Annotated in this window: 21 protein-coding genes; 8 read left to right on the top strand and 13 right to left on the bottom strand. The window is 71.0% G+C overall.

What is annotated here, in order from left to right; genetic code table 11:
- Positions 1–68: 68 nt before the first annotated feature.
- The gene (locus tag AB0J66_RS30165; protein WP_364667647.1) at positions 69–1,397 is read left to right on the top strand and encodes an FAD-dependent monooxygenase; all 1,329 of its coding nucleotides are present in this window, start codon (positions 69–71) and stop codon (positions 1,395–1,397) included.
- A 77-nt stretch (positions 1,398–1,474) separates the two neighbouring features.
- Positions 1,475–2,668, top strand: a complete 1,194-nt coding sequence (locus AB0J66_RS30160) for a cytochrome P450 (RefSeq protein WP_364667644.1) — start codon at positions 1,475–1,477, stop codon at positions 2,666–2,668.
- A 75-nt stretch (positions 2,669–2,743) separates the two neighbouring features.
- Here AB0J66_RS30160 and AB0J66_RS30155 read toward each other — a convergent pair whose 3' ends face one another.
- The 5 genes from AB0J66_RS30155 to AB0J66_RS30135 all read right to left on the bottom strand — a co-directional run bounded on the left by AB0J66_RS30155 (position 2,744) and on the right by AB0J66_RS30135 (position 7,566).
- Entirely contained in the window at positions 2,744–4,087 is a 1,344-nt protein-coding gene (locus AB0J66_RS30155; RefSeq protein ID WP_364667641.1) for an FAD-dependent oxidoreductase, read from the bottom strand.
- An 80-nt stretch (positions 4,088–4,167) separates the two neighbouring features.
- Entirely contained in the window at positions 4,168–5,835 is a 1,668-nt protein-coding gene (locus AB0J66_RS30150) for a DUF885 domain-containing protein (protein WP_364667638.1), read from the bottom strand.
- 165 nt (positions 5,836–6,000) lie between these two features.
- Positions 6,001–6,330 (bottom strand): hypothetical protein, encoded by a 330-nt coding sequence (locus tag AB0J66_RS30145; RefSeq protein WP_364667635.1) that lies wholly within the window; start codon positions 6,328–6,330, stop codon positions 6,001–6,003.
- 45 nt (positions 6,331–6,375) lie between these two features.
- The gene (locus AB0J66_RS30140) at positions 6,376–6,885 is read right to left on the bottom strand and encodes an NAD(P)-dependent oxidoreductase (protein WP_364667632.1); all 510 of its coding nucleotides are present in this window, start codon (positions 6,883–6,885) and stop codon (positions 6,376–6,378) included.
- An 84-nt stretch (positions 6,886–6,969) separates the two neighbouring features.
- The gene (locus tag AB0J66_RS30135; RefSeq protein ID WP_364667630.1) at positions 6,970–7,566 is read right to left on the bottom strand and encodes a GNAT family N-acetyltransferase; all 597 of its coding nucleotides are present in this window, start codon (positions 7,564–7,566) and stop codon (positions 6,970–6,972) included.
- Between the two features lie 174 nt (positions 7,567–7,740).
- Here AB0J66_RS30135 and AB0J66_RS30130 point away from each other — a divergent pair, with 174 nt between their 5' ends.
- Positions 7,741–8,484: a DUF4232 domain-containing protein gene (locus AB0J66_RS30130; protein WP_364667627.1), complete on the top strand. Its 744-nt coding sequence runs from the start codon at positions 7,741–7,743 to the stop codon at positions 8,482–8,484.
- Between the two features lie 339 nt (positions 8,485–8,823).
- Entirely contained in the window at positions 8,824–9,312 is a 489-nt protein-coding gene (locus tag AB0J66_RS30125; protein ID WP_364667625.1) for a sigma-70 family RNA polymerase sigma factor, read from the top strand.
- A gap of 139 nt (positions 9,313–9,451) precedes the next feature.
- On the opposite strand, the gene AB0J66_RS30120 is transcribed toward AB0J66_RS30125, so the two are convergent.
- Positions 9,452–10,858: a DUF1996 domain-containing protein gene (locus AB0J66_RS30120; protein WP_364667622.1), complete on the bottom strand. Its 1,407-nt coding sequence runs from the start codon at positions 10,856–10,858 to the stop codon at positions 9,452–9,454.
- A gap of 316 nt (positions 10,859–11,174) precedes the next feature.
- Between AB0J66_RS30120 and AB0J66_RS30115 the strand changes: the two genes are divergently transcribed.
- Positions 11,175–11,723, top strand: coding sequence for a helix-turn-helix domain-containing protein (locus AB0J66_RS30115; protein ID WP_364667619.1), 549 nt, complete (start codon positions 11,175–11,177; stop codon positions 11,721–11,723).
- Positions 11,724–11,732: 9 nt separating this feature from the next.
- On the opposite strand, the gene AB0J66_RS30110 is transcribed toward AB0J66_RS30115, so the two are convergent.
- From AB0J66_RS30110 to AB0J66_RS30095, 4 genes are all read right to left on the bottom strand, one after another.
- Positions 11,733–14,972, bottom strand: a complete 3,240-nt coding sequence (locus AB0J66_RS30110; RefSeq protein WP_364667616.1) for an AAA family ATPase — start codon at positions 14,970–14,972, stop codon at positions 11,733–11,735.
- Positions 14,950–17,190, bottom strand: coding sequence for an AAA family ATPase (locus tag AB0J66_RS30105; RefSeq protein WP_364667613.1), 2,241 nt, complete (start codon positions 17,188–17,190; stop codon positions 14,950–14,952). The genes AB0J66_RS30110 and AB0J66_RS30105 overlap by 23 nt, the downstream gene beginning before the upstream one ends.
- A gap of 110 nt (positions 17,191–17,300) precedes the next feature.
- Positions 17,301–18,119, bottom strand: coding sequence for an MBL fold metallo-hydrolase (locus AB0J66_RS30100; protein ID WP_364667610.1), 819 nt, complete (start codon positions 18,117–18,119; stop codon positions 17,301–17,303).
- Between the two features lie 31 nt (positions 18,120–18,150).
- Positions 18,151–18,789 carry an NAD(P)-binding domain-containing protein gene (locus tag AB0J66_RS30095; protein WP_364667728.1) on the bottom strand — a complete coding sequence of 213 codons (639 nt, stop codon included), beginning with the start codon at positions 18,787–18,789 and terminating at the stop codon, positions 18,151–18,153.
- Positions 18,790–18,984: 195 nt separating this feature from the next.
- Here AB0J66_RS30095 and AB0J66_RS30090 point away from each other — a divergent pair, with 195 nt between their 5' ends.
- Positions 18,985–19,149, top strand: coding sequence for a hypothetical protein (locus AB0J66_RS30090; protein WP_364667607.1), 165 nt, complete (start codon positions 18,985–18,987; stop codon positions 19,147–19,149).
- A gap of 57 nt (positions 19,150–19,206) precedes the next feature.
- Positions 19,207–20,031, top strand: coding sequence for a LuxR family transcriptional regulator (locus AB0J66_RS30085; protein ID WP_364667604.1), 825 nt, complete (start codon positions 19,207–19,209; stop codon positions 20,029–20,031).
- Here the strand turns inward: AB0J66_RS30085 and AB0J66_RS30080 are convergent.
- Positions 20,015–20,635, bottom strand: a complete 621-nt coding sequence (locus AB0J66_RS30080) for a malonic semialdehyde reductase (RefSeq protein ID WP_364667601.1) — start codon at positions 20,633–20,635, stop codon at positions 20,015–20,017. The two genes, AB0J66_RS30085 and AB0J66_RS30080, sit on opposite strands and share 17 nt — an antisense overlap.
- Before the next feature lie 195 nt (positions 20,636–20,830).
- The gene (locus AB0J66_RS30075) at positions 20,831–21,127 is read right to left on the bottom strand and encodes a hypothetical protein (protein WP_364667598.1); all 297 of its coding nucleotides are present in this window, start codon (positions 21,125–21,127) and stop codon (positions 20,831–20,833) included.
- Between the two features lie 57 nt (positions 21,128–21,184).
- Here AB0J66_RS30075 and AB0J66_RS30070 point away from each other — a divergent pair, with 57 nt between their 5' ends.
- Complete coding sequence (locus AB0J66_RS30070; RefSeq protein WP_364667595.1) at positions 21,185–21,364, top strand: hypothetical protein; 180 nt, start codon at positions 21,185–21,187, stop codon at positions 21,362–21,364.
- 151 nt (positions 21,365–21,515) lie between these two features.
- Here AB0J66_RS30070 and AB0J66_RS30065 read toward each other — a convergent pair whose 3' ends face one another.
- Positions 21,516–23,840, bottom strand: a complete 2,325-nt coding sequence (locus AB0J66_RS30065) for a beta-L-arabinofuranosidase domain-containing protein (protein WP_364667592.1) — start codon at positions 23,838–23,840, stop codon at positions 21,516–21,518.
- Positions 23,841–24,004: the final 164 nt, after the last annotated feature.

Genomic DNA, 24,004 nt, shown 5'->3' with positions numbered 1-24,004 from the left:
CCATCAGGGAACCGTCCCGTACTTCCCGGCAGAGGCGCGAGCCAAGCGCCGGTGAAGGGGATGAGAACATGCCTGACGGTACGGCGGATCGCACGGGCCGGGCGGTGGTTGTCGGCGGATCGCTCGCCGGTCTGCTGGCGGCCCGGGTCCTGAGCGACGTCTATTCGGAGGTGGTGGTCTTCGACCGCGACGTGTTCCCGGCGCAGCCGGTGCCGCGTCGTGGGGTGCCTCAGGCCCGGCAGGCGCACGGCATGCTGGCCCGGGGCGCGATGACGTTCGAGGCGCTGCTCGAGGGGTTCACGTCGGACGTCGTGGCGGCCGGCGGGAAGACCGGCGACGCCGGTGAGGACATCCAGTGGTACCTGGACGGCCGGCCGATCCTGGCCCACGCATCGGGTCTGCCGGCGGTGATGGCCGGCCGGGCACTGGTCGAGCACGTGGTGCGCCGGCGGGTCGCCGCCATCACCAATGTGCGGATCCTCGACGCGACGGAAGTGACCGGCCTGCGGGCGGCCGCAGACGGCTCACGGGTGGTCGGGGTCTCGCTGGCCGGACCGGGCCGGACGGTGGACGCGGATCTGGTGGTCGACGCGGGTGGCCGGGGCTCCCGCAGTCCGGTGTGGCTGGCCGCGCTAAGCGTTCCCGAAGTGCCGCGGGAAACGGTGGAGATCGGTCTGTCGTCGGTGTCACACCATTTCCGGAGCCGGGGACGTCACCTGGACGGCCGGCTCGGCGGGAATTCGCCCGCGTACCCCGGCCAACAGCGCAGTGGTCTGGTGCTGGCGGAGGAGAACGACACCTGGGTCGTGTCGATGAACGGCTGGTTCGGGCAGACACCGCCGATCGATCTCCCCGGCATGCTCGCCTACGCCGAGTCTCTCGACAACCCGGACATCGCGGAGATCATCCGGGATGCCGAGCCGATCGGTGATCCGGCGTTGATCCGCTTCCCGCACGCGGTGCGGCACAGGTACGCCGGACTGGCCGGCCTGCCGGAGAACTATGTGGTCGTCGGCGACGCGTTGTGCTCGCTGAGCTATGTCTACGGGCAGGGGATGACTGTCGCGGCGTTGCAGGCACAGGCGCTCGCGGAGGTGCTCGCCGCCGGCGCCGACGAGGTGGGCCCCCGGTTCTTCGCCGCGGCGGACGCGGTGCTTGACGGTCCCTGGGCGGCGGCGACGTCCAACGATCTGCGCTTTCCCGAGGCGGTGGGCCCGCGCCGCCCGGTCGATCCGGCGACGGTCGCCTACCTTGCGCAGGTTCGCGCGGCCACGGCGACCGACGTCGAGGTCGCGCGGGCGTTCATCCGGGTCTTCCATCTGGTCGACCCGGGCTCCGCCCTGACCGCGCCGTCGATCGCCGCAAGGCTGACGCCGCGTGTGGACGCCGAATTCTGAGCCGGTGCCCCGGTGCGAGAAGGTTCACGCCACCGGCCCGTGGTGAACGCGAGCCGGTGCGGCGCGTCCTTCCGGACATGGAGAGAATCAGTGAAGTCTTCACCGCCGTGGCCGACGGCGCTCGTCGCGCGGCGTGGCTCGGCCTGGCCGCACGGGGCCCGGTCAACCGGGTGGTCCTGCCCAGCGGTCATCCGGCCTGGATGGTCACCGGCAATGCCGAGGCGCGCGCCGCCCTGACCGATTCGCGGTTGTCACGCGGCCGAGCCGGGGTGGCCTTCCGGCGTGAGCTTCCGGAGGCCGCCATGCTGCAGACCCACATGCTCAATCAGAATCCGCCCGATCACACCCGGCTCCGCAAGCTGATCACGGCCGCGTTCACCCGGCGGCGGGTGGAGAGCCTGGCTCCCCGCATCGAGGCCATCTCGGCCGAGCTGATCGACGGCCTCACCCCGGCTCTCGGCCGGGGAGGCGCCGTCGATCTGGCGGCGGAGTACGCCTTCCCGCTTCCGTTCCGGGTCATCTGTGCCCTTCTCGGCATACCGTGGCGCAACGAAGATCAGCTCAGCATCTGGTTCACGACCCTGGCCGCCGGAACCACTGCCGGTCTCGACGCGTATCGGGAGGCGGCCGACAACATGCTGGGCTTCCTGCGCGACACGATCACGGCCAAGCGGGACGACCCGGGTGACGACCTCATCTCCGGGCTGATCCAGGTACGCGACGGCACGGACCGGCTCAGCGAGAACGAACTGATGGCCATGGTCTACCTGTTGTTCATAGCCGGGCACGAGACCACGGCCAGCCTGATCACGAACAGCGTCCTGGCGCTCCTGCGGCACCCCGGCCAGTTGACTCTCCTGCGGGAGCGCCCCCTGCTGATCGATTCCGCGGTCGAGGAGACTCTGCGCTACGACGGCGTGGTGCAGGCCACGATGCCGGCCCTCGCCATCGAGACGTTCCCCCTCGGCGGTCAGCTGATCGAGGCCGGTGACGTCGTCGCCGTGTCGCCGATGGCGGTGGGCATGGATCCCGATGTCACCGCCGAACCGGACCGTTTCGACATCACCCGCAACGCGCCCCATCTCGCCTTCGGTCACGGCATCCACTACTGCATTGGCGCGCCCCTGGCCCGGCTGGAGGCGCGGATCGGCCTGCGGCAACTGCTCGACCTGTTTCCGGGCCTGGAACTCGCCGACGACACCGTCGAGCGCCTGCCTTCGGTGATGTTCAACCGGATCGCCGCCCTGCGGGTGCGCCTTCCCCGGAGGTGAGGCCGGCCCCGGGAAGGGCACGGCCGGCACCGCGGCCCCTCCCGGCCGGGCGCCCCGAGCCCTCCTGCGTGGGTCTCAGACCGTGCCTTCGCCCGGCGAGGCTGGGATGGTGTCGCTGATGGCGCTGTCCTCACGTCCGGTCCTGCTGTTGATCAGCCGGAGCAGTTCGCGACGGTCCGGGCCCTCCGCGAGGGGCGGCCGCCACCCGGCGGCGACACGTTCCCGGGCGGCGGGTTCGGCCACGGCCAGCGCGGAGGGCAGCACCCGCATGTCCATGTACTGCGCGATGAGTTCCTTGAACTGCGGGTCCTCGGCGACGGCCAGGGTGATGATCCGTGACGGCAGGCTGCCGTCGACGGTGAGATCGCTGTCGTCCCAGAGCGCGGGCAGGACGGCGTCGTCACGCCTTTGATCCTCGAACCAGGGGAACATGTTCTCCTGGCACCAGGCGTCGAACTCGCGAGTCATGGTGACCCGATCGTGTCCGGCGTCGACGAGGCCGAGCAGGGCTTGTGCCTGCATGAGCGACGTGGCGATGCCCCGCCCCCACATCGGGCTGGGCGAGAAGACGGCGTCGCCGACGTGGATGACGCCGGGCGTCTCGATCTCCCCCGAGGAGCTCAGCTGCCCCCGGTAGATGTTGCGCATCCGGCCGCCCGCGTTCACCCCGGAGATCGGCCGGATCAGGCCGGACGCCATGACGGCGGCCACCGGGGGCACGGCGGCGGTCGCCGCCTCGTACGCGTCCTCGTCGCGCAGCACAAGCAGGTCGTGGTCGTCCGCGCGCCGGATGAACAAGGTGGAGATGATGTCGTTGTCGTGGGGGAAGATCCGCACGAAGTACCCCGGGAAGGTCCACGCCAGGCGAGCACCGGTGATCAGTTTGCCGTGTGCTTCGGGCGTCATCTGATATTCCCGTGAGGCGTAGGCCAGGCCCGTGTCGTTGTCCAGGCCGGCCGAGCGCCGCTCCCGCAGGAAGCGGGCCCGGCCGGTGGCGTTGACGACAAGGTCCGCCGTGCTGGTGCCTCCGTCGCGCAGCAGCACCAGGCGCCCGTCGTCGGCCGGACGGACGTCCCGGGCGCTGTCGGTCAGCATCGTGACGCCGCTCTCCCGGGTCAGAGCGCCATGCAGCACCCTCTCGTAGACGCTGCGGCGTACGCCCAAGGCGCCTTCCGCGAAGTATCCGCCGCTCGTCGCGAGCAGGCCGAGCACGTCCGGCAGTTCCGCCCGGAGGGCGTCGACGACCTGCGACCGGAGACCGTGCGGGTGCCGGAACTGCATCACGCCGCTGCGTGCCCACGTGCCGTCGGGCCCGGGCCCGGGATCCCGGTCCACCACGGTTACCGCGTGTCCCCGGCGGGCGAGTGAAAGCGACAGGAACGACCCGGTCGGCCCGGCCCCGATGACGATGATGTCCATGCTTTCGGTGACGGATGAGGCGATGCCGAGTTCACCTCGGCCGGACCGGAGCGACGTGCGAGCGAGCTCACCGTGGTCTCTCAGAGCCGGGAAAAGGTGCTCAGCAAGGCGTCGAGCCCGACCGAGCCCAGGTTCAGAGCGTCGGTGTGGAACCGTTTGAGGTCGAAGTCGGCGCTTCGTGCTCGGGCCTGCTCGCGCGCTCGTAGCCAGAGGCGCTCACCGACCTTGTACGCGGGAGCCTGGCCGGGCATGCCGAGATAGCGCTTCAACTCGAACCGCAGCATGTCGGTCGGCAGTCGGCTGTGCCCGCTCAGGAACTCCCAGCCCAGCTCGGGCGTCCAGCGCTCGCCCGGGTGGAAACCGAACGGGTTGTCCCGGGGGATCTCGAGTTCGAGATGCATGCCGATGTCGATGATGACGCGGATCGTGCGCAGCGCCCGGACGTCCAGCATGCCGAGGCGATCCCCCGGGTCCTGCAGGTACCCCAGCTCCTCCATGAGGCGCTCGGCGTAGAGCGCCCATCCCTCGCCGTGCCCGGCGCAGAAGCACAGCTGGCGTTGCCAGCGGTTCAGCCGGTCCGCCTCATGGATCGCCTGGCCCAACTGCAGATGGTGGCCGGGAACGCCCTCGTGGAACACCACCGCGGTCTGCTGCCAGGTGGAGAAGGTCTTCTGTGACTCCGGAACGGCCCACCACATGCGGCCCGGCCGGCTGAAGTCGGCGTTCGGCGGCGTGTAGTAGATGAGTCCTTCGTGCGTGGGGGCGATGCGTGCCTCGATGGTCCGCACCGCCGGCGGGATGTCGAAATGCGTACCGTTCAGGCTGGCGATAGTGCTTTCCGCGAGCGCCTGCATCCACTCGCGGAACGCCTCGGGGCCGGAGAGGATCCGGGACGGGTCGGCGTCGAGCACCTCGACAGCGCGCTCCACTGTGGCGCCCGGACCGGCAATCTCCGCTGCCACCTGCCGCATCTCGGCCTCGACCTGCGCCAGTTCGGCGAAGCCCCAGGCGTACGTTTCTCGCAGGTCGATCCGGGCACCGAGGAAGTACTGCGAGGCACGGGCATATCGCTCCGGTCCGACCGCCTGCTTGGGCCGCCCGCGCGGGGCCAGTTCGGTACGCAGGAACTCGCCGAAGTCGGCCGTGGCGCTTGCTGCCGCTGTGGCGTTGCGGATCAGTTCGGCTCGCTGAGTTCCCGAGACGGCCAAGCGGTCGACCAAGCCGAGAAAGAAGTTGTCGCGGGCGGGGTCGGTCCAGGCCACGCACTGCCCGGCCAGCTCGATGATCTGTTGCCGGGCGCTGACGTTGCCCTTCGCCGCCTGGTCCAGCAAGGTGTGCCGCCACTGGGTGAGCGCCCGCGGGAAAGCACCGAGGCGTGCTGAGATGTCGGCCATCGCCGCCTCGCCCTGCGCCGGCATCACGTCGAAGACGCGCCGCATGGAGTGCAGCGGGGTCGCCAGGACGCTGACCTCCATGGCGGTGTCGCCCGCATCGAGCAGGGTCAGCTCGGTCCCGAGGCGTTCCTGCATGACCTCGGTGGCCGTGGTCTCCGCAGCCGAGCCGGGCGTCAACGCGGCCAGCTCGGCGAGGGTGTCCCGCTTGAGGTCGCCCCGGGCCGCGAAACCCTCCGGCGAGAGATCGTCCAGCTTGTCGTCGTACCCGGGCTCGCCGATGTGGGTGGCGTCCACCGGGCTCAGGGCGGCCCATGCGGCGACGTATCGGTCAGCCAGTTCGTTGATGTGTGTCATCGCGACTCAGAAGTTGACGAGCTGAGGGGTTTTGACTTCATGACTGGGACAACGGCGCGGGTCGGGCGATGTTCAGCGTGGAGACGCATCCCGCGCCGGGTGTGCGCCTTGCCTCAACTCGACGCCGCGGCATGCGCAGGCGCTATTTCGCGCGATGCTGACGCGCTAGCCGAAGGTCTCGCGGAACGCGGGGTCGAGCGAGTGGCCGGTCACCGGTTCCACATAAAGGTGCCGGAGGAACAGGTCGGCCAGGCCGAACATCGCGAGGCCGGTCTGCTTGCCGGACAGCGACTGCAGCGCGCCGCCGAGACCGGTGGCGGCGCGGAAGACGGCACCGGGCAGCCGCCCGACCCGGCGCGGCCGGCCCACTGTGGCCGCGGTTCGGGCGACCAGGTCGTGCCAGGACAGGTTCTCGTCGGCGACCGGGAGATCCGCCCCGGACGCTTCCTCCAGCGCGGTCACGGTGACCGACGCGACGGTGTCGGCCGAGACCACCGCGGTCCCACCGGGCGGGGAGACCAGCGGCGCGCGGCCACGGGCCTAACCGGCCAGCGGCCCGGCCCAGTTGGTGCCGGGCCCGAGGACGAACGGCAGCTCCAGGACAGCGATGGGCAACCCGACGGCTCGTGCCTCGCGTGCCTGCTCGAGACGGGCCGAGACATACGGGTGGGTGACGGCCAACGTCCATTCCGGACGGACGCGCTCGAAGTAGGCGTAGTAGGAGCCCATGATGGCGCCGCGGGAGACGCCCTCCTCCCGGGCGGCGGTGAACAGCCGTACCACTGGATCGACCATGGTGCGGCGGAGGACGGGCTGGATCGGTTTGGGGATCGGGCTTTGCTCATCGGTGCGTGCGGCGAACACCACGGCGTCGTGCCCGGCCATCAACGGCCGGAGTCCGTCGACCGTGGCCTTCTCCACGTCGAGCCGGTGGTCCGCTCCCGACCCGCCCGAACGGGCTGCCGTCGTCACCTCGTGCCCCCGGTCCCGCAGCGCCGAGGCGATCCGTGAACCGATCAATCCGGTGCCACCAACAACAATGACCTTCATCGGTCCATCATGTCCTGTCCGTTCCTGGTACTCGGGCGAGGCGAGCGGCTCAGCGGCGACTGACCGCACGCCATGAGACGCAATTCACGAGCTCAGGTTCACGGCGCCGCCGGCGCTTTCGATCAGGCAGCCGGACGGGCCGTTCGAGGTCGGCGCCGCCGCTGAGCGACCCGGGAACGCGAACGTGGCGGTGTACCAGCGAACACCTTCGCGGAGAGAGGTCGAGACCGCCCAGTCGCCGACCGGGGTCGAGCGCCAGCGGGTGGACCGGGCGAGGCGGACGGCGGCGGTGTTGCCCAGGTCCGACTGGGCCCAGAGATCTGTGATGCCGGCCTGCACGCAACGCTTGAGCAAGCTGCCGGTCAGGCGGGCACCGACGCCGTGGCGGTGCCAGGCGTCCGCCACCAGCAGGGCGAACTCCACGGGGTGGCCGGGCTCCCAGGCGCACTCGGCGATGCCGATGAGTTCGCCGCCGCTCAAGGCCACCTCACCGAGCCAGGGCAGGCCGTCACGGCCCGCTCCGAGCAGCCGGTCAAGGTACGCCGTGGGGAGGCTCGTGGTTCCGATCATGAACCGCGCGGAGAGCGTTCTCGGCGAGAACGAGGACGCCGCCGCGCGTAAGAGCGCCAGGTCACTCCGCCGCCAGGGCCGGACCTCCATGTCACTTTCGTCGGTTCTCATCCGTGTCTCCTCCGGCTCGGTGCTCACATGCTGTCGACGGAAGCCGAGCGGCCGGGTTCGGACGGCCACAGAGGCCTCGCCTGTGAGTCCTCTGGACGGCGTCTGTTAGGTTGCCGGACTGGTGAACCCGTCCCGGCCCGCCGCGTCGAACCGAAGGAGGGAAGGAGACGGGGCATGGGCAACGTCAAGCAAGCAATGGTTGTGGTCGCCGGCCTGGCCGGGGTCGTGCTGGCGACGGCGGGGTGCGCTGGTCCCTCGAGGTCGACCACGGGGGCGTCGGACCCGGCGCCGTCGGCGTCATCCGCGGGGGCGGGTGCGACCGGTCAGTCCGGGTCTGGTTCGGACAACACCGGCTCCGCCGGTACGGCGGGGTCCGGCACGACCGGCTCGGGGGACAGCGGCTCGGGCGCCACCGGGTCGGGCGGTACCGGCTCGGGGGGTAAGGGCACCGGCTCGGGGACCAGCACCACGTCGTCCGGGTCGAGCAGCGGCGGCGGCGCCGGTACGCCCGAGTGCCGGACCGCCGACCTCCAGGTCACCGATCAGGCGGGCGCCCAGCAGAACGCCGGAACGCACACCGAGAGGCTCGTGTTCCGCAACGCGGGGAGCCGCACCTGTTTCGTCGAGGGTTACCCCGGTGTCTCGTTCGTCGCCGCGGGCGGCGGCAAGCAGCTCGGCCGGGGCTTCATCCGCGACGGTGGTGCGACCCCGCGTGTCACCTTGAAGCCTGGTGGTCATGCTCACGCGCTGATCGCCGTCACCTACGCGCCGAACGCGTGCGTTCCGGCCAAGGCCGCCGGCTACCGGGTCATCCCGCCGGACCAGTTCTCGTCGGTGTTCGTCAGCAAGCCGCAGGATGCCTGCACCGAGACGGGCCAGGCGGACGGGCACGTCGAGCCGATCGCGGCCGGTGCGTAGCCGCAAGGGGCCCTGTCGGTGCCCGTAAGGGTTGCCGACGCGGAGCGTCAGTCTCATCACTAGGAGCCGGCGACGATGGTGTCGCCGGTTCCTTGTCGTTTCCTGGGATTCTGGGTGTTGGATGTGAACCGCAAACCTGGGATGCCGTTGTCATCTGTGTGAGCCGGCCGACATCGGTCGATGGCACTTTCTTTCCACTTGCGTTCCATAAACCTTGAACATGGTGGTTCTTACGCTCGGGTCGAGAAGGAATCGATCCTGGGGGTAGTTGTGACTGCGGCTTCTATGTGTTCACCGGAATGGGCTAGTGGTCCGCGTCGCCGGGAGGCGGAGTCGCGGATGGAGGCGATCATTTCTGCGTACTCGCGGCCGTTGATGCGTTTTCTGCTGGGTTTGACCCGGCATGAGCGTCCGGCTGCTGAGGATTTGCTGCAGGAGACGATGTTGCGGGCGTGGCGGCATTTGGAGTCGTTGCCCAGTGGTGAGGAGAGTGCTCGGCGTTGGTTGTTCACGGTGGCCCGGCGGGTGGCGATCGATGCGGCCCGGATGCGTCAGGTGCGGCCGGCGGAGGTCAATCTGCAGGAGGCGACCGATGTGGCGGTGGAGGATTCGTCGGACAGTGCTTTGGCTCTGCAGAGTGTGGTTGACGCGTTTCGTGGGCTCAGTGTGGATCACCGTGATGTGTTGACTGAGTTGTATCTGCGGGGGGCGTCGGTGGAGGAGGCTGCGGAGCGTTTGGGTGTGCCTCGGGGCACGGTCAAGTCGCGGGCGCATTATGCGATGCAGTCGCTCAAGAGCACGGTCGGCGACGTCGACAAGGCCGCCTGAGGTGACTGCCGGGACGTCACGGTGGGGGAGACCGGCTTCGTGAAGCCGGCCGACGCGCCGGACCACTTCCCGCCGGGCGCACGAGCGAACGGGGTTCCGCGCACACGGCGCGGAACCCCGTTCGTCACTTACCGGTAGGTCAGCCGCCGACGAAGGTCGGGGTGGTGCCGCACTTGGCGGTCTGGTTGAGGCAGGTCTTGACCAGCGCCGCGATCTTCGGCGCCTCCCAGGCGTTCATGAAGTCGGCGTGGATGGTCGAGGGCAGGCCGGACGAAAGCTTGAGGCCCTCGCCGCCGGTCGTGGCGTAGTTGACCATCAAAGAGATCTCGGGCAGCGCCACCGGGTGCGTGCCGTCGCACTTGCCGTTGACCGGGTCGCTCATGTGCGACTTGTGGTCCGGCGAGTCCACGTGCTTGCCGTCCCAGCACTGCTTGAACACGACCTGGATGATCATGTGGCCCTTCGGGCCGCAGGCCGGCCAGTTGCCGTCCTTGCTGCGCCCGATCTCGGCGTCCTCGACGCACCAGAACTGGTTCGGCGTGCCCTTGGGCGTGGCCACCTGCAGCTTCGCGTCACCCACGACGAACTGGATGCCCTGGGGGAAGGGGCGGATGGTGTCGCACTTGGCCCGGCCGCACCCGTAATACACCCGGAAGCTCTTGGTCGCGACGTCCTTGCCGTCCTGAGTCAGCGACGGCACCCAGTACGCGGCGTGGTCGCCGGGGGCATCGCAGGTCGTCGGCGTGGTGAGCAGGCTCTTGGTGGTGGTGAAGGCGTCCACCGGCGGGCCGAAGAAGCTGTGGTTGTGCGAGGCGCCCTTCATGCCCGGGAAGACGATCGGGTCGTCGTCGGCCCGGCCGGACTCCTTGCAGTTGCTCTGGAATTCGCCGACGCGGGTCGTGCCCGCCGTCACCGGCGCCGGCACGATCGCGTTGTAGGCGGCGAGATCCTTCTGCCATTGGGCCTCGTCGACGTCGACCCAGCCGCCGGAGGAGGTGCCGGTCGAAGCGCCGGTCGAGGTGCCGGGCTGGGTGCTCGCCGAGGCGGAGGGCGCCGACGCCGTCGTCCCGGAGGCCGGGCCGAAGTCGAAGTACTCCACGTTGACGAAGTCGGCCGTCGACGAGCTGTCCATCACCGCGAAGACCGTCTGCGGGCCGGAGGGCACGCTGGCGGCCTTGGCCTTGACCGTGGCCCACTTCTGCCAGCCGCCTGTCGCGGTGACCGCGAAGGTGGCGAGCACAGGGCCGGTCCGGGTGCCGAGATGAAGCTTGATGCTGCCGCCGGCGGCGTTGGCCGACGCAACCCGGACGGCCAGGTCGGTACCGGTCACGGAGACCTTGTCGTAGCGCATCCAGTCACCCTTGGAGACCCAGCCCACGTCGAGCGTGCCGCCGGTGTCGGCGCTCTTCTCGGTCTTGACGCCGGACTGGGCGGCGAACGCCTCGGCCTGGACCCGGTTGGGCGTGGCGACCTCGTCGGCGTTGGCGCCCGCGATGTAGATCGCGCTGCCGGCGAGAGCCAGGGTGACCGCGGAGGCCAGTGTCACGCGGGTGAGCCGACGGCGCCGGGCCGGATCCGGTAATGCGACGTGCGAGGGCGGAGTCCGCATTTCCTGTTTTCCTTCGATGCGACGATTACGAGCACTGCCGCGAGAAAGTATGCGCACGTCGGTGGGCTGCGGCAACTCGCCTGGGAGAAATTTGAGACGCGACCTGGGGATAACATTTTTTCGGCCCCGTCTTTCTTAGCCGTTCCCTAAATAGGTGCCGTTTCCCGGGTGCGCCGCGCTCTGAACAAAGGGCCTTTCGCGACGTCGTATTGATCCGAAGGTACGTGGTCGTTGGGAAGGCGAGGACCAGCCCATGCCCTATTCGGTGGCGGCTCGTGCGGCCCGGGACGACGACGAGAAGGCCGGTGTCGAAGAACTGGCTGTGTCCCCGGACGAACATCCCGATGTCGTCCTGCGGGCGCGGATCATCACCTCGTCGTGGGACGGGCTCACAGTGGCGGAAGTCGCGAAGCGGCTGTCCTGCCACGAGCGCATGGTCCGGTCATGGATTCATCGCTTCAACACGGAGGGACTGGCCGGCCTGCGGATACGCCGAAGTCCGGGACGGCCTCGCCGCCTCAGCGATGCCGAGCGGGCCACGATCCGGGCGATGGCCCGGTCGGGGCCGCCGGAGAGCACGCGAGGCCGTCGCCCGGCCGCCGGTCCGGGCGGGTTCACCGGTCCGGGCACATGGACGCTGGACGGGCTGACGGCGGCCTTGCACGAAGCGGGCATCGCGGTGGAGCGCTCGCAAGTCCGCCGCATCGTCCTGGCCGACGGTGGCGGCTGGCCGGGGACACGACCGGCTCCGGAGGACGACCCCGCCGACACCGGCCGTGACGGTGAGACAGAACCGCCGTGACCGGGGACGTCAGGTCCTGTGGTCGTCGCCGTCCGGGATGGTGACGGCGGCCGGAAGGACCCCCATGTCGGCGAGCCGCTGATGGACATGGCGCCGGTCCCACCGTGCGCCCAACTGCTCGTACAGCGCGGCCGCCTCGCCGCCCACTCGCGCCGCCTCATCCGGCCGCCGGTCGGTCACGAGCAGCGCGGCCGCGTCCTCCAAGGCGGCGGCCAGCTCCGGCATCCGGCCCACGCGCCGGTAGTGCTCGGCCACGGCCAGCGCGGGCGCGGGATCGGAGTCCAGCAGGGCCCGGCAGCGCTGCGCCGCCGCCCATGCCCGGGCGGCGACGACCTCCTTCCCGGCCTCGTCCGCGCAGATCGCGGCCGCCCGCTCGGCCAGCGCCGGCCGATTCTGCGCGATGGCCAGCCGGACGATGTCGGGCAGCCACTGGTGACGCAGCATCAGCGGCGCGTACCCAGGATCCAGCAGCGGCCCGACGATCTCGAGAGCTTCGTCCGGGCGGCCCTGCTGCTCGGCCGCTGTCGCCCGCGCCATGACCAGGAAGTCGCAGGTCTCACGCTCGGAGGCGGTCGCCGGGATGGTGTCGGTCGCACTCAGATGGGCGGTCGCCAGGTCCGCTTGGTCGCGGCGCAGGGCGATCAGTGCCCCGACGCCCTGCAGCAGCATGCCGACCGCTCCCGGCTCACGCATGCCGAGCAGCGTGCGGCCGGGGTCGTCGTCGGTGACCGCCCCCACCTCGGCCAGTGACTCGTCCCAGCGGCCCCGCCAGTAGTGCTGCACCGCCGACGTGACCTGCAGACCGGTGGGACGCCGGTGACGGGCGCCGAACGCCGCGGCCTCGCCCAGGGTCGACTCGGCGTCGTCCAGCCGGTCCAGGTTCTGCAGAGTGAACGTCCGGTTGTCCAGCAGCCCGAAGTACATGCCGGTGAACTCCGGGCGACCACGGACGAGTTCCAGCGCCCGGTCGGCGTACTCGAGTGCGCGCGGATGATCCCGCCGGATCGAATGAGTCAGCCACGATGTCTGCAGCGCGAACGCCGCCTCCAGCGGCTGTCCGGCCGCGACCGCGTCCTGGTACCGCCGCTGCGCCGTACGGTCGGCCCGGTCGAGGTCGTCGAGTCCGCCGCGGCGGAACATGGCCAGCAGCACCCGGTGCCGCGTCCGCCACAGTTCCGGCACGCCGGCGTCGTCCATGGCGTTCTCCAGCAGCGCCATCGCGGCGTTCTCGTCGCCGCGCCGGAACGTCATGGCCGCCAGCAGCTGCCGCATCTCGGCGCGGTCGGCCGGTTCGCGCGCCGAACCGAGCGCGTCCCGGGCCTCCTGCAGCGACCACCGCTCGTGGCGGAAGTCCAGGCGGACCAGCGCCATCAGCAGGGTCTGACGCTGGTCGTCGGTCGGCACCACGGTGGCCAGCACATGACGGATGAGGTCACGGGCCTTCAGCGGGCTGCGCCGGGCCACCTCGGCGTGATGACGGACCAGCCAGCTCACCACCCACTCGTCGACCTCGGGCGGCGTGGCCGCCAACTGCTCCAGCACCTCGGCGACGGTGCCGCCCTCGCGGTCGAGCACCTCGGCCGTGTGCCGGTGCAACCTGGCCCGGGTCGTCGCCGCCATGCCGTCGTAGACGGCCTGGCGCACGAAGCTGTTGCGGAACGCCAGCCCGGCCCCGCTGTCCACCACGATCTCGGCCGCCATCGCCTCGGTCAGGTCAGCCATCAGGTCCAGCGGGGTACGCCCGGTCACGGCGACCATGTCCTCCACCGCGAAACTCATGCCCAGCAGAGCCGCCGTCCGCAGCGTCTCCCGTGTTCTGTCGCCCAGGTGGTCGAGCGTGGCCCCCACCATGGCGAGGATCGATTGCGGCGTGCGCACCGGGGCGGCCGGGTCGATGTCGGCCTGGCCGGCGGTGATCTGCACAGCTCCGTGGCGCACCAGGGAGCGGACGATCTGCTGGGCGAAGGACGGGTTCCCGCCGGCCGACGCGGCCACCGCGGCCAGGTGCGGGCCCTGCCGGCCCCCGACCGTTTCGGCGATCACTTCCTGGAGAGCCTCCGAGGCTAGCGGCCCCAACGAGAGGACGTTGCCTTGACGGGTCTGCACGGCGTGCCGTAGCTGGCTCAGCTCGCGGCCGTGTGGCTGCCGGCGGGCGGCGACGACGACCATCAGGGGCAGCCGCCGAGTGGCGGCGACCAGCCGGTCGCACAGCAGCACGTCGGCCTCGCCGGCCCACTGGAAACCGTCGACGACCAGCACGAGCGGGGCGATCGCGCAGACCGCTCCGACATGGGCGAGGATCTGCCGGGCCTGCGGAGCGGGGTCGCCGGCGAGGCCCAGAGCCCGGGCCACGACCGGCGCCGGAGCGCTCGGGCCCGGCTCGTCGGCGGCGGCCCAGGCGATCTGGCAGCCGAGTTCACCGGCCCTGGCCAGGGCGGCGGTCAGCACGGTCGACTTGCCGATACCCGGCTCGCCCTCGACGAGCACGGCCGTACCGGCGCCGCCGGCCGTTGCGGCGAGCAACCCGCGCAGGAGGTTGACCTCGGCCTCACGGCCGGCCGGGACACGAGCCGCCGTGCCGTCACGCAGCTTGCCCGCGACATCGTCCGGCATCACCGGTGACATGGGGCGGCGAGGCCGCCTGGAGTGGGCGCGCGCGGTCCGGGCCTGGTCGCTCGCCGTGATCAAGGGCGGACCACTACGGCGGGCGTCAGGGAAGGCCGCGGTCAGCGCGAGGCGGCGTTCGAGCAGACGAGCGCGCTCGGCTTCGAAGCGGTGCCCCGTCAGGCCGGCGTACGCGTCGCCACGCCACAGTGCCAGTGCCTCGTCGGCCACGGCGGCGGCTCCGACCGGATCCCCGGCCTCGCGGAGTTCCTCGGCACGCCGGGTCATCCTCAGGAAGCGCTCACTGTCCAGGTCGTCGGCCCGGACGCGCAGCGCGTATCCGGCGGACCCGGAGAGAATCACGCCGGGCCCGAGCGATCGGCGCAGCGCGGAGATGGACGTGTAGAGGTTGCTGGCGGCGGTGGCCGGCGGCCGGGCTCCCCAGACGCCCTCTATGAGCTCGCCGCGCCGCACCGCCCGGCCGCTCGCCGCGGCCAACAGGGCGAACAAGGTGCGCCGGCGCGGACCGCCCAGCGGTACCTCGCGCGCGCCGAGCCAGGCCCGTACCGGGCCGAGCACCGAGACCCGCAGCCGCGCCGGCCCGCTGCCGGGGGCACCCTGATCACCAATTGACGGAGACGTCATGCCCGGTGGTCGCCAATCGTGAGAGGGAGGGCGGGGCGGTGGACGACAGGTGTGGGCGTATCCGGTCGATCAGGGACCGGAAACGGTCGAGCCACAACGCCGGGGCGCCGGCCTGCCGCAGCTCGGCCCGGGCGATCCCGGCGGCACTCTCGTGGTCGCCCTTCTCCTCGTGCGCCAGCGCGATCAGCAGTCGCATCTCGCCCCGGACGGAAGGGTCATCCGTGCGGGCCGCCACCCAGCCGGCCTCGGCCACGCAGGTGCGGCCCCGGCGGTACAACAGCCGGGCCAGCCAGGCTGTGATGACGAGACGGTCAGCGGGGGCGATGGCATCCTGGGCGCGGACTCGTTCCAGCGTCGCCAGGGCCAGCTGGGGAGCGCGGCCGGAGAGCTGCTCGATGTGCGCGATCAGCCAGCTGACGATCGGTCCTTGCATCGGCACCGGACCGGCCAGCAGTTGCCGCACGACGTGCTCCGGCGGCCGGCCCGCGTCGGCCAGGCGTGAGGCGAACGAGTGGTGCAGCATCACGCGCAGCGGAGCCGCCGTGCCTTCGTACAGCACCCGCGCGACGACGCGGTGCCGGAAGGCGAGGTGGTCGCCGGCGACGTCCAGCACACCGTCGCGGATGGCCGGCGCCAGGACTTGGCGCAGATCGTCACGGTCGCGTCCGGTCACGGTGGTCAGCTCGCCGAGTTCTGCGGCGGCGGTGTCGGTGGACTCGCGGCCGGCTGCGAGGTGGGCGACGGCCTCCAGCATCCGCCGGGTCGCACCACCGTACGGCGCCAGGTGCACGTCCACGGCGGAGATCAGCTCCGGCGTCGGGTGTATCGACCCCGCACCCGCCAGGTGCCCCAGGTAGCACGGGTTGCCACCGCCCTCGGCCACGATCTCGCGAATCAGCCGCCGGTCCGGTGTCCCCGCGGCCATCGAGTGCACGAGCAGGGTCGCGTGAGCCGGCGACAGCGGTGCCAGCTCGATGATCTCGTCGGCGTCCGGTGGCCGGGCCACGCCCGGGCGGGTGGCCGCGACCAGCAGCAGCGGCAGCTCCGCGGCGATGTCCCGCAGCCTGTTCCACACCCGCACAGTGCCCTTGTCGGCCCACTGGAGGTCATCGGCGACAAGGATCAGCGGCGCCTCGGCGGCGGCCCAGCGAATCAGCTCCGCCGCCTGGCCCACGGCCTCGGCCAGGACGTCGTCGTCGCCGTCGGCCGCTTCGTCCGAGAGCCGGCGCAGGTCCTCGCACCGGTCGTCGCCCGGCAGCGCCGTCTCCAGGCACTCCAGCAGGACGCGGAACGGTATTCGCCGCGCGAGCTCACTGCCCACAGCCCAGCCGACCCGGCCGCCGGCCGGGACGGACCCGTGCAGCGCGGCGCCCAGCAGGGCCGACTTGCCCATACCGGCCGAGCCCTGCACGCGAATGCTGCGACCGGTGCGGCCGGCCAGCCCGGCGGCCGCCCGGCGCAGGCGCCCGAGCTCGTTCTCCCGGCCCACGAGCAGGGAAGCCGCAGCGGGCACGGATTCGGGCGCCTCGATGCCGCCGAACCCCGTGCCGATCGGTTCGGCCTCGATCGGCCTGTCCGCCTGCAGCGCTGTGCCCAGCAGCTCGCGGGATCGGGGCCGGGCCGGATCCGTGGCCGGCCGGGCGCGAAGCCGGTCGACGGCCTCGCCCGCCCGGCCCGACTGGATGAGCAGCTCAGCCCGGCGTTCGGCGGTGACCAGCCACAACTCGGTCAGACGCCGGCGCTCAGCCGCGGCGAAGGGACCGGGGATTCCGGTCAGAGCCGCTCCCTGCCACAGCTCCAAGGCCTCATCCAGCGCGTGCAGTTCGGCCACCGGGTCACCGGCGGCGCGATGCTGCCAAGCCTTCTCCCGAAGCGCCTCGAACTGGAAGACGTCGATGTCGACCCCAGGTATCCGTAGGCGGTAGGCGCCGCTGCTCGACGTGAGCATGCGCTCTCCCGTCCGGCGCTTGCGCGCCGGCTCCAGCAGCTGACGCAGCGCGGAGACATAACCGTAGATCTTGTTGACGGCGCTGGGCGGCGCCTCGTCCCACAATGCCGCCACAAGTTGGTCGCGCAACACCGCGCGACCGCCGTTGAGCGCCAGGACAGCCAGTACCGCGATCGACCGGGCCGTTCCCAAAGTGGTCTCGGTGGTGCCGTGCCACATTCTCGCCGGGCCCAGCAGGCAAAGGCGTATCCCCTCCGGGTCCACCGTCATGCTCCCCCCATGGTTGGTCAGGTCCTACCTAGGAGTAGACGGTTGATCGGGGCCTGGGATCAACGATGGGCCCGGCGATTGTTGCGGGCCGGGGGCATCCGGTGGCGGGACTACGCCAGGAGACGGGGCGGGCCGGCGATCACGGTGCTGGCGACGGGGTCCCAGGTGAGCGTCCCGTCGGACGTGCGGGCCACGCGACCGAAGGGCTGGTCGCCGAAATGGAAGGCGAAGCCGAGGGTGCCCGGGGTCAGCAGCTCGTCGAGCAGGCGCCGCCGGGCCGCCGGAACGCTTTCCCCGTGCCAGTCGGGGCCCGAGCCCCAGTCGAGGTGAGCGAGCTGCAGCGGGTGATGGAAGGCGTCGCCGAAGCACAACAGCCGCTCGGCGCCCGAGGTGATCAGGTAGGACGTGTGGCCCGGACTGTGGCCGGGAGTGACGATGGCGGTGACGCCGGGGGCCACCTCGTCGCCGTCCTCGATCAGTTCGGCGGCGGTGAGCCAGTCGCTCTCCGGAGCCGTGCGGGCCTCCGCCGCCGCCAGCGCGTGGTGCGGGAAGGCTTGGGCCCATCCCGCATGGTCAGGATGCAGGTGGGTCAGGGCGAGCAGGTCGATCTCGGACGGGTCGTGACCCAGCAGGGCCAGCGTGTCGAGCAGCGATCCGCTGTCGACCATGCCCCCGCCCGCTGCACCCCGCATCTCGCCGAGTCCGGCGTCGATGAGCAGCCGGTGCTCGCCGATCTCGACCAGCAGGCCGCCGGCCGACATCGGCACCATGCCGCGCTCGTCCAGGAGATCGGGTGTCCACTGCCCGGGCGGTACGGACGGGAAGAAGCCGGCCGGAGGGAAGGCCATGGCGCCGTCGACGGCGTACGTCAGACGAGCCGCGCCCAGAGCCAGTGAGCGAACGGCGGACTGGCTTCGCAGGTTCCTCATACTGTGGGCGACGGCCCCGGGGGGCAGGCGTTCAGCCGACCGGCCGCGAAGATCCTTGGAGCTTCCTGTGCCGGGCGCCCCTGTCGAAATGACCCACACCAGGACCTCCCGGACGCCGTCGCTCTCCATCCTCGCCACGGAGGCGACAGGTGGCGGACCACCGAAGCGGCGTCGGCCGGCATGCCGGACAGGAAGCCCGAGGCGAAAGTGTTCTGCCCCGACAGGCCGACGAATCCCAGCCCGGGTACGGAGGCCGAGATCCCCCGCCGGTTCTCCGGCCATCCCGCCTGTCCCGGGCCTGGACCAGCCGACCCAGCCGGCCGGGCGGTATCCGGCGGGCGAGGACCAATCGGCGCACGACCCGGCTTCGGGCCAGGGCCACCGGCACCGAGCCGGTATGGCGCCCGGCCAGCCGGACGTCGTGCCCGGCAGCGAGCTCGACGGCGATGTCGGCGCCGGCCGTGCCCGCGCCCACCACCAGGACCGGTCCGGGCGGCAGCTGGCCCGGGTGGCGATAGTCGGCGGAGTGCATCTGCCGTACGGAGGGATCGAGGTCACCGGCGAACGCCGGGATGATCGGAACGCTGAACGCGCCGGTGGCCGCGATGACCGACTGCGCCTCGATCTCGAGGCCGTCGTCCGCGGTGATCTGATGCCGGCCGTTCAGCACGGTGTGCGAACGCACGGCGACGCCGGTGCGCAGGAGCAGGTCGAAGGCCGCCGGCCGCCTACGTTCCCGTCGATGCGAGGCGGGGGGCGAAGTTCACCCAGCACGCTGGGTGATCGCACGGTGACCGTGGCGCCGGTTAAACGTACGCAAGGTGGCGGATGCCCGGCCGTGGCCGACTGGGGGACCGTGGTGACTGTGAAGAACGCACGTTCCGAGAAACCGGCCGACTCGCGCACCGCCCCGTCGAAGGCGCGCCGGCTGGTCGACGAGTTGTTGCGCGGGGCGTCGCCGGCACCGAAGGCGGGGAGCTCGGTCCGGCTGGCGAAACCGATCGGTCCCATCGCGGCGCCGGCGTGGTGATCCCGGCGTGCGGGCCGTGCCCGGCGGCGGTGTGATCGTCTGGCTGGTGTTGCTGCCATGGATCGGTTGCCCGGGCGTGAGACCGACCTTGCTCGCCTGACGGCAGCGGTTCAGGTCCTGCGGCGGGGCCGGGGCGGACTGGTCTGGATCGAGGGCGCGCCGGGCGCCGGCAAGACGACGCTTGTCGAGACAGCGATCGAGGCGGCCCGGGACCAGGGCATCGGCATCTATCAAGCGGTGGCCGAAGAGGCTCCCCGGACGTTCCCGCTGCGCCTTTTCGCTGACCTGTTCGGCCGGCGGCCCCCGGAGTCGATCCGGGTCGAGGCCGGCGACCCGCTGGTGGCCGCCATCAGCACCATCGTCGAGGTGGTGGCCCGGCGGTGTGCGGCCGGGCCGATGCTGCTCGTCCTCGAGGATCTGCAGTGGGCCGACGACGAGTCGCTCGCTGCCTGGTCACGACTGGTGGCCGAGACCGCGGTGATGCCGCTGCTGCTCGTCGGCACCAAGCTGGACAGCGTGGCCGATGTGTACCGGGCCCAAGGTTGGCTGATCCCGCGGGCCAACGCCCGGGAGGAGACGGCGGTCCGGCTCGCCGCCGGTCGCGCCTCGGCGGAGGCCCGGAAGGCTCTCGAGGACGCTGCACGGACGTACGAACGCCTCGGTGCCGCCGGAGACCTCCGGCGGGCCGACGCCCGGCTGCGCCCGTGGGGGATCGGCTGGGCCGGGCCGGTGGCGCCGGACGGACCGGCCGACGGATGGGAGCCACTGACGACAGCCGAGCGGCGCGTCGCTCGGCTGGTCCGGCAAGGACTGTCCAATCCGGAGATCGCCCGGGAACTGCGGTTGTCGCCCCGGACGGTGCAGATCAGGCCCATTGCATGACATTGTCGTGGCTGAGCCGGGGGAGGCGCGCGTACCACGCTTTCGGGCCGGGGTGGCCGATGGTGACCACGAGGATCGCGTGGAACCGGCCGTCCGGGAAGAACTCGGCGTCGACGCCCGCGGCGTCGAATCCGCCCATCGGGCCGGCCGCCAGGCCCTGGGCGCGGACGGCGAGGATGAAGTAGCCGGCCTGGAGCGTCGCGTTGAACAAGGCGGTGCCCGCCCGCAGGTCGTCGTCGGCTGCGAAGACGTCCTTCAGCTGGGGCTTGTACGGCAGGACGGCCGGGATGTGCTCGTGGAAGCGCCGGTCCAGTGCCAGCACCGCGGCCGCGGGCGCCGAGGCGGTCTTGGCCCGGTTGCCCTCGTCCATGTGTTTCACGAGCCGGTCGCGGCCCTCGCCCGGGTGGACGAACAGCACCCGCAGGGGCTGCGAGTTGGCCGAGGTCGGCGCCCAGCGGGCCAGCTCCCAGATGCCGGTCAGTTCGGCGTCGGTGACCGGGGTCGCCGTGAAGGTGTTGGCCGTGCGCGCGTCGGTGAACAGGATGCGCTTCGCCTTCTCGTCCAGGCGGCCGAGAGGGGCCGTGTCGCTCGGTTCGGCAGTCATGGCAGTCCTCGATTCGGTTGATGTGTTAACCAAAGCCTAGGGCCACCTGGTTAACACGTCAACCAAAGCAGTGGCGCAAGGTGAGCTGACGAATGAGGAAGAAGCTGTGCCGGCCCCGGCGCGGCCGGGTCCTACCCGAACGGGGACGCCGCCGCAGCCGGCGGACTGGCCACCCGCTACGACAAGAGGCGGACGTTAGGGCCGTGCGGCCGGGTCCAGGGCGGCGAGCCGACGGCGGACCTTGTCGGTGATCGTGGCCAGGGTCTTGAGCTCGGTGGCGGTGAGCTGGTCGATGACCGCGTCGCGGGCGTCGGCGACATGCTGACGGGCCGCGGCGGCGATCAGCTGGGCCAGCACCTGGTAATCGGCATGGGAGAGCCCGCAGCCGGTGCGGAGCCGGCGATCGATGAAGGCGGTCAGGCTGTCCTCCATCGCCATGAGACCGCGCCAGGCCTTGTCCTCCTGCTCGGTCAACCAACGAGGCTCAGTCACGGCCACGAGTCTAGCAATGGTTGATGCATCAACCAGATGACGGCTACTGTCGGCCTCGTGGCGGTTCCGCATCGGGTGGTCGCGCTGGTCGTGCCGAACGTCGTGGCGTTCGGCCTGTCGATCGCCGCTCAGATCTTCGGTCATCCGGCCGAGGCCGAACGGTATTCGTTCCAGGTGCGCGCGGAGGAGCCCGGGGAGCGCGCCTGGCGTCCGTTCGCGTGGGCGCCTTCGCCCTGACCGGGGCCGGCCTGCTGGACTCGATCTGTGCCTGTGCATGGTGCAGCAGGACTACGGCACGGCCGCCGCGCCCACGGTGGACTGGCCTACGACCTCGAGACCGGCGTGGCCAGTGTCGTCGTGCCGCCGCGGAGGCGTGCCTCTTGACGGGTCAACCGGCCTGGACCAGGCGCCAGTTGTTGTCGGGGCTGCCGTTGTCGGAGTCCTGGACGGCCTGGGTGCCCCAGGCGGCGGCGCCGTTGAGCAGGGCGAGGACCTTGCCGCTGTTGACGTTGCGGATGCGGTACGAGCCGTCGCTGTTGGCCACCAGGGTCCAGCGGTGGTCGGCGGTGCCGGTGTCGCCCCATTGCAGGACCCGGGCGTTGTCGTTGGTGGACATGCTCTCGACCCCGAGGACCTTGCCGCTGTTGACGTTGCGGAATCGGACCGCGGAGCCGTCGGTGATCCGGACCCAGCGGTGGTCGGCGGTGCCGGTGTCGCCCCAGCCGACGGCCAGGCCACCGTCGGCGGTGGACATGTCCTGCACGCCGAGCACCAGGCCGGTGCCGACGTTGACCAGCTTGTAGGCGACCTCGCTGGTGGCGTTGGTGTTCCAGTAGACGACGTAGTTGAAGCCCTGGGCGTCGTGGAACGGGCCGAGGTTCACCGTGGCGCCGTTGGCGGTCGCGGAGAACGCCAGACTGCTGGTGCTCGTGCGGGTGATCGACGCGGCGGTCAGCGACGGCGCCGCCGACAGGGCGGTGTTGCCGTAGTTGCCGCACAGCACCGTGGGTCCGTACGTCACGGCCTGGAGGTTGGCGTTGTCGTTGGCCGCCCTCAGGATCACGCGCATCGGCAGGCGCAGCGTCACGGTGTCGCCGGCCGCCCAGGTGCGGGTCAGGGTCGCGTAGCTGCCCGGGGTCGCGGTCACGGTCTGCACGGCGCCGTTGACGCTGATCACCGAGTCGGCGGTCCAGGACGGGATGCGCAGCCGGATGCTCCACGAGCCGCTCATCGAGCCGGACAGGGTCAGCGTGGTGGTGTCGCCGGCCGGGTAGGCCGTGGTCTGGGTGACGGTGATCCCGCGCTGGGTCCAGGAGAGCGTCGAGGGGACGTACAGATTCACCGTCAGCGTGGTGCCGTTGGAGAAGTAGATCGAGTCCATCAGCTTGGTGTTGATCTCGATCCCGGTGCCCTGGCAGCACCAGAAGCTGTTGTAGTCGGTGGACCAGGTGCCGCCGCCCCAGGCCGGCCCGACACCCCGGCGCCCACCGGGCCGCAGCGGGGTGAAGTACGTGACGTGGCCATGGCTGTCGGCCGGGTTCTGCGCGCCGATCACGTGGTTGAGCAGCGCCCGCTCGTAGAAGTCGAAGTAGTCGGCCCGGTTCGGGTCGAGCAACCACAGCTCGCGGGTCAGCTTGAGCATGTTGTACGTGTTGCAGTGCTCGCAGGTGTCGTTGGTGAGGTACCCGGCGATGGCGTTCGGCGGCCGGAAGTGCTCGGCCTGGCTGTTGCCGCCGATGACGTACGTGTGCGCGCTCGTGGTGATGCTCCAGGCGTTGGCCGCGATGTCGCGGTAGCGGCTCGTCCCGGTCGCCTTGTACTCGCGGGCCGCGCCGATCCACTTGGGCACCTGCGTGTTGGCGTGCAGGCCGTTGAGCTGGTCGGAGTTCGACGCGAGCGGGTTGAACACCGCCGCGTGGTCGAAGCGTTGCGCCGCGGTCAGCCACCGCGCGGTGCCGGTCATCTGGTAGAGGTCGGCCAGCACCTCGTTCATCCCGCCGAACTCGGTGCCCAGCATGGCCTGCATCTGGGCGGAGCTGAGCCGGGCGGTGCGGGTGTCGACCCACCCGGCCAGGGCGAGCAGCACGTCGCGGGCCTGGGTGCTGCCGATGTGCCGCCACACGTCGAGCAGCCCGGCGAGGGTCTTGTGGACGGCGTAGTACGGCACGTTGCCGTTGGACAGCGTCCGCGCCTCGAGGGCGGTGAAGTCGGACTCGGGGAACCCGGAGAGGTAGCCCGCCGAGAATCCCGCGGCGCCGTTGTTGGCCTGGCACTTGGCCAGCTCGGCGACCATGGTCAGCGCCTTGTCGCGGCAGGTGGTGTCGCCGAGCACCGCGTACGCCTGGGCCCAGGCGGTCAGGAAGTGGCCCTGCATGTGACTGCGGAACGGGAAGTTCGGGGCGTCCCAGCCGCCGTTGGCCGTGGCGCCGTTGGTGGAGAGCCGGTGGTTGGCCCGGAACACGTACAGCAGGCGGTTGACGTCGACGAAGCGCAGGTAGTTGAGCGTGCGGGTCTGGTTGTCCATGAACCGGCCCGCCGTCAGCCGGACCTGGCCCAGGTCGAACGGGTACGCCGACACGCCGAGGTCCGGCCGGGCGGGCGGGACCGCCGCGGCGGCTGCTCCGGGCCGCAGGAGACCGGCCCCGCCGGCGGCGGAGGCCACACCGACGCCGAAGGCCTGCAGCAGACGACGGCGGCTCAAGGATGAGGACATGGGGACTCCAACGCATCCGGGGGCTGATTCAGCGATCGACATTTATCGAAGTGAACGTTAACAACGCACATTACGGCAGGATGTCGCGAGGGATCAAGAAGGCGGCCGGGGCTCACACTTCCGGCATGTGAACAAAACGGCCCGGAAAACTTGTGATGAGCCGC

It is taken from the genome of Actinoplanes sp. NPDC049598 (assembly GCF_040675435.1).
Lineage (GTDB): Bacteria > Actinomycetota > Actinomycetes > Mycobacteriales > Micromonosporaceae > Actinoplanes.
Note: the sequence above shows the minus strand (reverse complement) of the source record. Positions and strands in the feature narration are given on the sequence as shown.

What these genes read in the sequence shown, in the direction of transcription:
- AB0J66_RS30110 (WP_364667616.1), bottom strand. Translation starts at nt 14,972, where the DNA reads ATGACGTCTCCGTCAATTGGTGATCAGGGTGCCCCCGGCAGCGGGCCG.
- AB0J66_RS30080 (WP_364667601.1), bottom strand. Translation starts at nt 20,635, where the DNA reads ATGACTGCCGAACCGAGCGACACGGCCCCTCTCGGCCGCCTGGACGAG.
- AB0J66_RS30115 (WP_364667619.1), top strand. Translation starts at nt 11,175, where the DNA reads ATGCCCTATTCGGTGGCGGCTCGTGCGGCCCGGGACGACGACGAGAAG.
- AB0J66_RS30130 (WP_364667627.1), top strand. Translation starts at nt 7,741, where the DNA reads ATGGGCAACGTCAAGCAAGCAATGGTTGTGGTCGCCGGCCTGGCCGGG.
- AB0J66_RS30105 (WP_364667613.1), bottom strand. Translation starts at nt 17,190, where the DNA reads ATGACGGTGGACCCGGAGGGGATACGCCTTTGCCTGCTGGGCCCGGCG.
- AB0J66_RS30100 (WP_364667610.1), bottom strand. Translation starts at nt 18,119, where the DNA reads ATGAGGAACCTGCGAAGCCAGTCCGCCGTTCGCTCACTGGCTCTGGGC.
- AB0J66_RS30160 (WP_364667644.1), top strand. Translation starts at nt 1,475, where the DNA reads ATGGAGAGAATCAGTGAAGTCTTCACCGCCGTGGCCGACGGCGCTCGT.
- AB0J66_RS30140 (WP_364667632.1), bottom strand. Translation starts at nt 6,885, where the DNA reads ATGAAGGTCATTGTTGTTGGTGGCACCGGATTGATCGGTTCACGGATC.
- AB0J66_RS30150 (WP_364667638.1), bottom strand. Translation starts at nt 5,835, where the DNA reads ATGACACACATCAACGAACTGGCTGACCGATACGTCGCCGCATGGGCC.
- AB0J66_RS30065 (WP_364667592.1), bottom strand. Translation starts at nt 23,840, where the DNA reads ATGTCCTCATCCTTGAGCCGCCGTCGTCTGCTGCAGGCCTTCGGCGTC.
- AB0J66_RS30155 (WP_364667641.1), bottom strand. Translation starts at nt 4,087, where the DNA reads ATGGACATCATCGTCATCGGGGCCGGGCCGACCGGGTCGTTCCTGTCG.
- AB0J66_RS30125 (WP_364667625.1), top strand. Translation starts at nt 8,824, where the DNA reads ATGGAGGCGATCATTTCTGCGTACTCGCGGCCGTTGATGCGTTTTCTG.
- AB0J66_RS30165 (WP_364667647.1), top strand. Translation starts at nt 69, where the DNA reads ATGCCTGACGGTACGGCGGATCGCACGGGCCGGGCGGTGGTTGTCGGC.
- AB0J66_RS30135 (WP_364667630.1), bottom strand. Translation starts at nt 7,566, where the DNA reads ATGAGAACCGACGAAAGTGACATGGAGGTCCGGCCCTGGCGGCGGAGT.
- AB0J66_RS30085 (WP_364667604.1), top strand. Translation starts at nt 19,207, where the DNA reads ATGGATCGGTTGCCCGGGCGTGAGACCGACCTTGCTCGCCTGACGGCA.